This window comes from Acinetobacter sp. FY683, from assembly GCF_059515885.1.
In genome coordinates this window covers 1-7,938 of sequence record NZ_JCAKNA010000051.1, presented here as the reverse complement: position 1 = coordinate 7,938, position 7,938 = coordinate 1, and the positions used below count along the sequence as shown (strand labels likewise).

Sequence of the window (7,938 nt, the reverse complement as noted above, 5' to 3'; positions counted from 1 at the left end):
AAAAAAAATCTAAATATTTTTTAGAAAAAAAAGATTAAAACCAATACATCACCTATAAATAATGTATTTTTTAAAATGATCGACTTACCACCGAACCCTTATAGTTCAAACAATCTTCAACTCTAATCCGTTGAACCGCATTTAACTCATTTAGAGTAAACCACCTAAATTCTGAATGTTCACTACTTAATGTTATGCTTTGATTTTCTAATAAGTGACAACGAAAAATAAAAGCATGAGAAGTCACTGTAGAATGAAAATAAATACCCGATAAATAATCAATCTGAACATCACATTCCAGCTCTTCTCGACACTCTCGAATTAAAGCCTCATGAACAGTTTCCCCCATATCCAATCCACCACCAGGCAGTCCCCATGCACAATCGGCATAGGTGGCTTTTAACAATAAAACTTCATTTTTTTCATTAAAAATAACGGCATGTGAACTTAAACGATAAAAATCTTGAAATGCCATGAATTATGCCTATTGAAAATTTTATTTAAACTTTTTAAAAATAAACCAAAGCACTATATCAATATTATTACTTTATTTATTAATGAATCAAATTTGGTATAGAAATATGTTGATGTGCCACCTTCCACTTTCCATGCATTTTTTCAAAACATAATGTGGTACGACACCAAGGTAAGTTTAAAGCACGAGACTCATCTGCATGATCAATCTTAGAGTAGCAATGCATAAATGCTAAATTAGCTTGAGCATGAATTTCAACTTTCTTTCGATATACCCTTACATCATCAACAAAAAAAGAACTATACTTTTCCCACAATTGTTTAAATTCACTAATATTATTTAGTTGTGAGCTAACATCAAAAAATCTTAAATGATCTGAACACATCTCACTAATTGCCTGTAAATCCAAACGCTCTACTGCACTATCCCATTGTTTTATTTTAAATAAAACTTCTTGAGCAATATGCTCATCACCAATTAGCTGTAAAATCAAAAGACCTACCCCATTTAAATCTTTTTATTACCAACAAAAATAAGTCAAAATATATCTATTAATATTATATTATTTTTCATATTTATTAAACAATTGACCTTTTGTTAAACAATGCTATTTACGCTTTTACAACACTTCAGTTTATTAAGTCATCACTTTATTTTAGGTATAAAAAAAGCATGCTCAGCATGCTTTTTTATACAAAATCAACTTTAAATAACTATCCTGTTAAATCCTTAATCGTAGTCGATACACCGTTATTTTTTACAGAATCAATTCCTTTTTCTCGTGATTGTTCACTCGCATAAAGCTGACTAGTACCAATAACCTGATGATTTGCTGCTTTCAAATTGAAATAAGGCTTTCCATTTTTTGCAGTCAAACGCTCATAACGAATATCTTCCGTACAATTTTTTTGAACAGACTCAATACCAACTTGCGCTGAAGGTTTGGCTTTATAAAGCTCGCTCGTTAAAATGACTTCACCGTTGCCAGCTTTTAAGCTAAAGCGATACTGACCATCTTTTGCTTGGCTAATTTCAAACCATCCTGACATATCACACCTCTTTTAATTGCTTTTATTTATGTGTACTTAAATAAATTGAAGAAAATTTATTCTATTTATATGAAATATAAATGACTTTTTACAAATATAAAAGTGGTATATATAAAAATAAGTACTTATTTTAAATAAGTTTAATCAAAAATATTTATTTTTTATAAAAAGCAAAACAGAATATGTTTTGCTTTTCGGCTTTTAAACCAATGCAACAATTTTTTTGGCGTAAATATCACGTTGCATTTCCAAAATTTCTACACAAAATTGAATCGTAACCTGCGTTTGTTTAGGAGAATGATCGGCAAGAACCTCAAGTAAACATGTTGCAATTTCTTGTCTTAACTCAACAGACCTTCCAGTTAATAAAGACAATTTCACATGTATATATGCCTGATTTTGTTCATTTTCACCAATAACATAATCTGTTTGGCAAATTGCTCGACTTTTAATGTCTAAGCCTGCCTGAGCATAACCACCACGAATCAATGCCTGATTGAGTGAAAGTAGTAACGGTTTTACTTCAAGATTTTCAATATTATCTGAATATTCAAGATGGAGATGTGGCATAAAATTGGCTTCAAAATTTTTTTATTATTTATAACATGTTCCTTTTTTTGATACAGAGCTAAATGTAACTTTCACTTAATTTTAAGTTTTCTTGGGCATAAAAAAAGCACAACAAATTGAATTGCTGTGCTTTTTTTTAAATTATTCTTATGCTTTTTTCACATATTCAGACTTCAGTTTCATTGCGCCAACACCATCAATTTTACAATCGATATCATGTCCATCTGCTGCATCTGGCAATAAACGAATATTTTTAACTTTAGTGCCAACTTTCACTACAGATGAAGAACCTTTAATTTTCAAGTCTTTAATGACTGTAACGGTATCACCATCTGCCAATACGTTGCCATTTGCATCTTTAATTATTGCATGAGTTTCAGCATCTGAAACTTCGCCTTCCTTCCATTCGTGAGAACACTCAGGGCAAATCAGTAAATCGCCATCTTCGTATGTATATTCTGATTGGCATTTTGGGCAATTAGGTAAAGACATAAAAAAAAATCTCAAAAAATAAAAAAAAGATAAAAATTAATTATACCATTTTTTCTCTTATTCTCTAATATAAAGCCTTACATAATGTAAGGCTTTATTAAAAAATTAAGCTTGAGTCACATCTTCAAGCTCATCTTCTTCATCATCATAGACGTATGCCATACAACCCCAACCGTCATATTCTCCGTTGTAGTCTGTGGCAATTTTAGTAAACCACTCTTCTAGATCGACAATATCTGAGTAGTCTGGTTCCATGTAAACATAAATGGTAATAAACCATTCGTTGTTTTCTTCATCTTGGAACAATGAAATTTTTTGTTCTTCAGCAAGTAAGAAAAGTGCACATTTTTCTGCAATTTCTTGGCTTTTAAATGCAATTGAATATTCAATTTCATGTGCAACTGTAAGGTCATCGCCATCTTCAGCCATTTGCCAAAGTACGTTGCCGTTGTCATCATCTGGGAATTGTTGGTAATCGCGTGACATTGTTTTTCCTTATTTTAAACATATATTTCTATGGTCTAGATTAGCCTATATATGTTTCAATTTGGAGATTAATTACCAGATGGAACAATAAACAAATCTAAAAAGGCACACTTCCTTTAATCTCAACTTTTTCACCGCTTAAAGGCTGAGTGAAAGCCAAATAGCTTGCATGCAATGCCATTCTATTTAATGCGCTACGCTCGGGTTCAGGATGATAAATTTTATCGCCTGTAATAGGATGCCCAATATGCATCATGTGAACGCGAAGCTGATGCGAACGCCCCGTAATTGGCGTAAGTAAAACACGTGTAATATCTTCTTCTGCATTATATTCCAATGCTTGATACAGCGTTTTTGCAGATTTCCCCAATTCAAAGTGCACCATTTGACGTGGTCTATTTTCCCAATCTGTAATTAAAGGAACTTCAACACTTCCCTCACCCTCAAGTTTCCCTTGTACCAGTGCAATATAGTTTTTAGTAACAGTACGAGCTTGAAACATCTTGCTAATAGCAACTTCGGCATCTCTATGTTTCGCAAACATTAAAATACCCGACGTTGCCATATCTAAACGATGCGTAATTTTAGCATTTGGATATTTTTCTAAAACACGTAAATATGCACTGTCATGATGTTCAGGTAAACGACCAGGTACAGACAACAATTCCGCAGGCTTTTCAATAACCACTAAATCATCATCTTCATAGACAATAGAAAGTGGTTCTTGCGGAGGCATATATACAAATTTATCGTCAAGAGGCATGAAGTTACAGCATTGGGAGGAAAAAACGCAAAGTAACAAGATGGCTTTCGCCTGTCAATCTTTCAACCTAAGCTTCATTTCAAGCCATTTGAATTGTAGTTTGTGCTTTACCTAGTTCTTTCGCTTTATACATCAGTAAATCCGCAGCATGTGTTGCATCATCTAAATCTTCAGGAAGATGATCAAAAAGACTAATCCCCATACTAAAATCGACCCCACACTGCTCTTTTAAACCACTTTCATCAAAAGCTTGTCTTAAACGGGCAGCATATTCTTCTGTACCTTTTGCATCGGTCTTTTTTAAGATAACAATAAATTCATCGCCGCCCATTCGGGCAACAACATCCGAGCTTCTTGTCGCATTTTTCAAAATATTTGCAAATGCAACTAAAACATCATCCCCTCGGCTATGTCCAAGCGTATCATTCACCTTTTTAAAGCCGTCTAAATCAATCACACCTACAGCAAAAGAATGAGAAGACTTACTAGATTTTCTTTTAATATCATTATATTGCATTTGAAATGAACGTGAATTACTTAACGTCGTTAAGCTATCTTTCATTGCCATTTTAGTCATTTCAATTAAAGTCCCACGAACTTTAAATAACAATATTGCGACAACACTAAAAAAACTTAATCGAACTAAAAAATTCCAGTAAGGTGCAAATGCCTGAGAGTACGCATGTCCAGAACCAAAGTCTGCATATAACCACGTACAACCTGCACCTATAATCGTAAATACTGTCGTTTTGGTATTGTCATACCAAGCAGCAATAGAAACAGGAATTAAATAAAAGACAGCAAAGGAATATTCATAACCCGTAGTAAGGTCAATCCACCCCATTATAAGAATGAACAAGACAATAATAATTCGTCGGGTAAATGTGCGTCCTGAAAGTGTTTTTCCAACTTGAGTCAGCATTTAGCAGCTCCAGACAACATTCATCTGTATAGTTTTATTATTCTATTATTATCATAAATATTCAAATAGAATCAATTTTAAATAGAATGACTTAAATCTAAAAGCGTTGTATTTAGAGAATGGTTTAAAATATTTTTAGATTTATTTGTTATTCTGAAATTTTTTAGGGTGTTGGGAAAAACAGTGTTTTGTTTACTTCAACTATCATGACTTTGTAAATTATGATCTTATAGCCTATAAACTTGTGATCTATAGCGTCCTAAGTCGAATCGAGACCTTTTGGGTAAGTACTGCACTCGCGTTTTGCGCCGCTCACAGCATGCTACTCTTTTCGATTCCCGTCACACCCTTGAGATATATAGTAGTGAAAGGACGCTGAAATTAATTTCCTAAGATAAGCTATTTTTTTAAATCTATAAAAATAATTTTCACAAATATATTTATTACAGAAATTTTTTCCCACTTCTATCTTATTTATCCATTTTTTATCTATTTAATTAGACTTATTTAGGAATTTTTACATTACATCCATTCACAACTTAAAGTATCAATTTCAATCAAAAAACCAAGGAATAGATCATTACGAAATGACACCTTGCAACCATGTTGCGGTAAACCACCATAAACTTATAGCAGACATACCACAAAGTAAATTTGCCAATATTTTCTGTATTTTGCTTAAATTGGATTTGTAAATTTGAATATTCAGTACATAAGCCATCACACCATAAGTCATCCCTATTGCACCACCAACTAAAATGAGTAAAAGTGGCCACCCTGCTAGTAAATGTGCCAATTTAGGTAATACTTTTTTTTCCGAAATTACTAAACTTTCCATAATCCACCTATACTTTTTAAAAGCCAAATATAGGTTTTACATAAGCAATTTTTAAGCCATTTATATTAAAAAACCCCCTTAACTTTTAAAAATTACTGCATTAATAGCTCATCAAAGTCTTTAATTTGCGACAAATAAATTGGAGGATATGGAAGCTTTGATCATGTTTCCTTAAAACGAGGGCGATCATCATCATAATTTTCATTCATATTTTTACGATAAAGCTTTTTTCCTGTTAATAAATTAATGCTCGTTTCACTTGAAATATAAGGTCCATGATTACTTGAGTTTTCATAGCCAATTAAGCGCATATCATTATTTTCTAATCTAAAACTATACCCCCACCAGCCGTAACGCCCATGTCCATAATCAACTAACAATTTATTGTTCTTAATACCTATAGAAAGCTCAGGTGGAAAATAAACACCACCATCTTCATTTTCAGATGAAAATGCATTTAAATTTTGCAATAGCTTTTTATAGTTTCCATTTTCATTTAAAAACACCAATATGCCACGGCGGTTACGGTCTAAACGACCGCGGTATTCGTCATCAATCCACTGTTTGGGGTCAGTCGCTTTTACAATTAAAACTAAATCATTTTTACCATCTTTATTTAAGTCACCTTCTATCGCGTCAAAGAGCGCATAGCCTTTAGGAATATAGGCTTTGTACTTAATACTGTCTTGTTTTAATTTAATTTCCTCAAGGCTTTGCGTAGTAATATTTTCTGAAGATACTTGAGTAAGTAGACTTAGTCCTGAAATACAAGCAGTGACCAACAAAATATGGGAGATGATTTTTTTCATTATGGTCATACTATTTAATACATATTTAATAAAGACAAATATAAAGAAAACCCACCATTTGGTGGGTTTAAATATGTTGCCCAATTATGCTTCACAGCATTTTTCGCATGCTTCTACTTTTTCTCTTGGCCAATTCATTCTTGCTCTTTTATATGCCAATTCATAATTTGCAAAATAACCTATTAATATTTGACCACTTGGTTTGGGTAAATCTTCACAGCCTTTAGTGGCATTATGGATTTTATTAATACCATTTGCAGCTGGCTTTTCATCGACTATAAATTTAATCATCTGCATTTTTGCCCCCCTAAAAAACTCTTTAAGTTTAAATTTGAACAAACCCATATAATAATTATGGTTTTAAATCACATAATAAAAATATGCCTTTTGTGCGTAAAAATCAATCAATTTTTTAGCAAAAATTTAAACTGTGGCGTATCTCTTTTTTAAGGATTAGATTGATACATCTATATTCAATTTTCATGTTTAATCTAAAGAAACAGTTACATCATTTTTCTTTTTTAGACGTACCCATCTTGCACCCCAAATGGCAAAAACAACAAGTAGAATCACCACCAACACAGGCACAATAAAAGACAATATTGAAATTACGAATGCACCTATCCATTCTCCTGTAGATACAAGTGGATTTGCCACACCACCTGTTGTTGCTATCGATACGCTACGTACAGCAACCGTACTCATTTGTACGGCACCTGCTGTTCCACCACCAATAATAATGGCCGATGCCCAATTTGCAAATTGGGACATTTCTCCTGAACTTACTGCCATAGTGGTAAGTGTGCCTGCAATCATGGCTGCGGGTGTTGCTATGGTGTCTAGCATGTTGTCTACCCATGGAATGTAATAAGCGGCAACTTCACATACAGTTGCAACGGCAAGTGCAATACAGACCGATGGCATTGCAAGCCATTCGAAGCCTTTCATGGGTTCAAATAGTCCAAATATGGCAGCAATACTCATAACTAGAAGTGGTACGAACACACGGAATCCGCATGCTGCGCTAAGTCCAATGCCTATACATAACCCGAGTATGGTTTCCATGTGGTATTCCTTTGTTTTTCTTTTAGGTTGTTTTATACGTTATCAAAAAAGCCCCATCGGGTGATAGGGCTTTTATTTAAAACAGTAAGTGCTGTTTTAGTCGTGTTGCTTAGGTGTTCTTATTGTTAAATTGAACGCCTTGGCATTTGGTACACGGGGGTAATCGGTCTGTACCAATTTCTAAGTAGGTGCGGTGTCCGCATTGCACACAAAAATAGAAGCCTGTGCCAGGTTTTTGACCAGCTTGAACCATTTTTGCTCTCCTTGTTTTTAGAAATGGTGAAAGTACTATAACTGAATCATTATGGTTTTCAATTAGCCATTTAGTCTAATGATGATGTCAGAAAGGCGAAGGATTTATAAAATGTTCTCAAAATATTCTTTTAATAATTGTTTATTATTAAACAAACTATTAGACCTCTTTCATAATTTATAAGATGAGTAGGTTCTAACAATCGAATTTCGTATA

Annotated in this window: 13 protein-coding genes; all 13 read right to left on the bottom strand. The window is 33.3% G+C overall.

Annotated features, from left to right (window positions below; all coding sequences use genetic code 11):
• Nucleotides 1-70 precede the first annotated feature (70 nt).
• The 13 genes from AC5YDH_RS14600 to AC5YDH_RS14540 all read right to left on the bottom strand — a co-directional run bounded on the left by AC5YDH_RS14600 (nt 71) and on the right by AC5YDH_RS14540 (nt 7,761).
• A complete protein-coding gene (locus AC5YDH_RS14600) occupies nt 71-475 on the bottom strand; it encodes an NUDIX hydrolase (RefSeq protein WP_496120540.1) in 405 nt (134 codons plus the stop codon).
• 79 nt (nt 476-554) lie between these two features.
• The gene (locus AC5YDH_RS14595; RefSeq protein WP_496120538.1) at nt 555-968 is read right to left on the bottom strand and encodes a nuclear transport factor 2 family protein; all 414 of its coding nucleotides are present in this window, start codon (nt 966-968) and stop codon (nt 555-557) included.
• A gap of 220 nt (nt 969-1,188) precedes the next feature.
• Nucleotides 1,189-1,524, bottom strand: coding sequence for a YegP family protein (locus AC5YDH_RS14590; protein WP_496120536.1), 336 nt, complete (start codon nt 1,522-1,524; stop codon nt 1,189-1,191).
• Between the two features lie 201 nt (nt 1,525-1,725).
• Entirely contained in the window at nt 1,726-2,094 is a 369-nt protein-coding gene (locus AC5YDH_RS14585) for a 5-carboxymethyl-2-hydroxymuconate Delta-isomerase (protein WP_496120534.1), read from the bottom strand.
• A 147-nt stretch (nt 2,095-2,241) separates the two neighbouring features.
• The gene (locus AC5YDH_RS14580; RefSeq protein WP_496120532.1) at nt 2,242-2,586 is read right to left on the bottom strand and encodes a zinc ribbon domain-containing protein YjdM; all 345 of its coding nucleotides are present in this window, start codon (nt 2,584-2,586) and stop codon (nt 2,242-2,244) included.
• Between the two features lie 105 nt (nt 2,587-2,691).
• Nucleotides 2,692-3,072 (bottom strand): ribonuclease E inhibitor RraB, encoded by a 381-nt coding sequence (locus tag AC5YDH_RS14575; RefSeq protein WP_496120530.1) that lies wholly within the window; start codon nt 3,070-3,072, stop codon nt 2,692-2,694.
• A gap of 97 nt (nt 3,073-3,169) precedes the next feature.
• Nucleotides 3,170-3,835, bottom strand: coding sequence for a pseudouridine synthase (locus AC5YDH_RS14570; RefSeq protein WP_496120528.1), 666 nt, complete (start codon nt 3,833-3,835; stop codon nt 3,170-3,172).
• A 79-nt stretch (nt 3,836-3,914) separates the two neighbouring features.
• Nucleotides 3,915-4,757 carry a GGDEF domain-containing protein gene (locus AC5YDH_RS14565; protein ID WP_496120526.1) on the bottom strand — a complete coding sequence of 281 codons (843 nt, stop codon included), beginning with the start codon at nt 4,755-4,757 and terminating at the stop codon, nt 3,915-3,917.
• Between the two features lie 580 nt (nt 4,758-5,337).
• Nucleotides 5,338-5,595: a hypothetical protein gene (locus tag AC5YDH_RS14560; protein WP_496120524.1), complete on the bottom strand. Its 258-nt coding sequence runs from the start codon at nt 5,593-5,595 to the stop codon at nt 5,338-5,340.
• 161 nt (nt 5,596-5,756) lie between these two features.
• On the bottom strand, nt 5,757-6,404 hold the full coding sequence (locus AC5YDH_RS14555; protein ID WP_496120522.1) for a hypothetical protein: 648 nt from the start codon (nt 6,402-6,404) through the stop codon (nt 5,757-5,759).
• An 84-nt stretch (nt 6,405-6,488) separates the two neighbouring features.
• Nucleotides 6,489-6,695, bottom strand: a complete 207-nt coding sequence (locus AC5YDH_RS14550; RefSeq protein WP_496120544.1) for a hypothetical protein — start codon at nt 6,693-6,695, stop codon at nt 6,489-6,491.
• A gap of 195 nt (nt 6,696-6,890) precedes the next feature.
• Entirely contained in the window at nt 6,891-7,469 is a 579-nt protein-coding gene (locus tag AC5YDH_RS14545; RefSeq protein ID WP_496120520.1) for a DUF4126 domain-containing protein, read from the bottom strand.
• A 109-nt stretch (nt 7,470-7,578) separates the two neighbouring features.
• Nucleotides 7,579-7,761 carry a zinc ribbon-containing protein gene (locus tag AC5YDH_RS14540; RefSeq protein WP_496120542.1) on the bottom strand — a complete coding sequence of 61 codons (183 nt, stop codon included), beginning with the start codon at nt 7,759-7,761 and terminating at the stop codon, nt 7,579-7,581.
• Between the last annotated feature and the right edge of the window lie 177 nt (nt 7,762-7,938).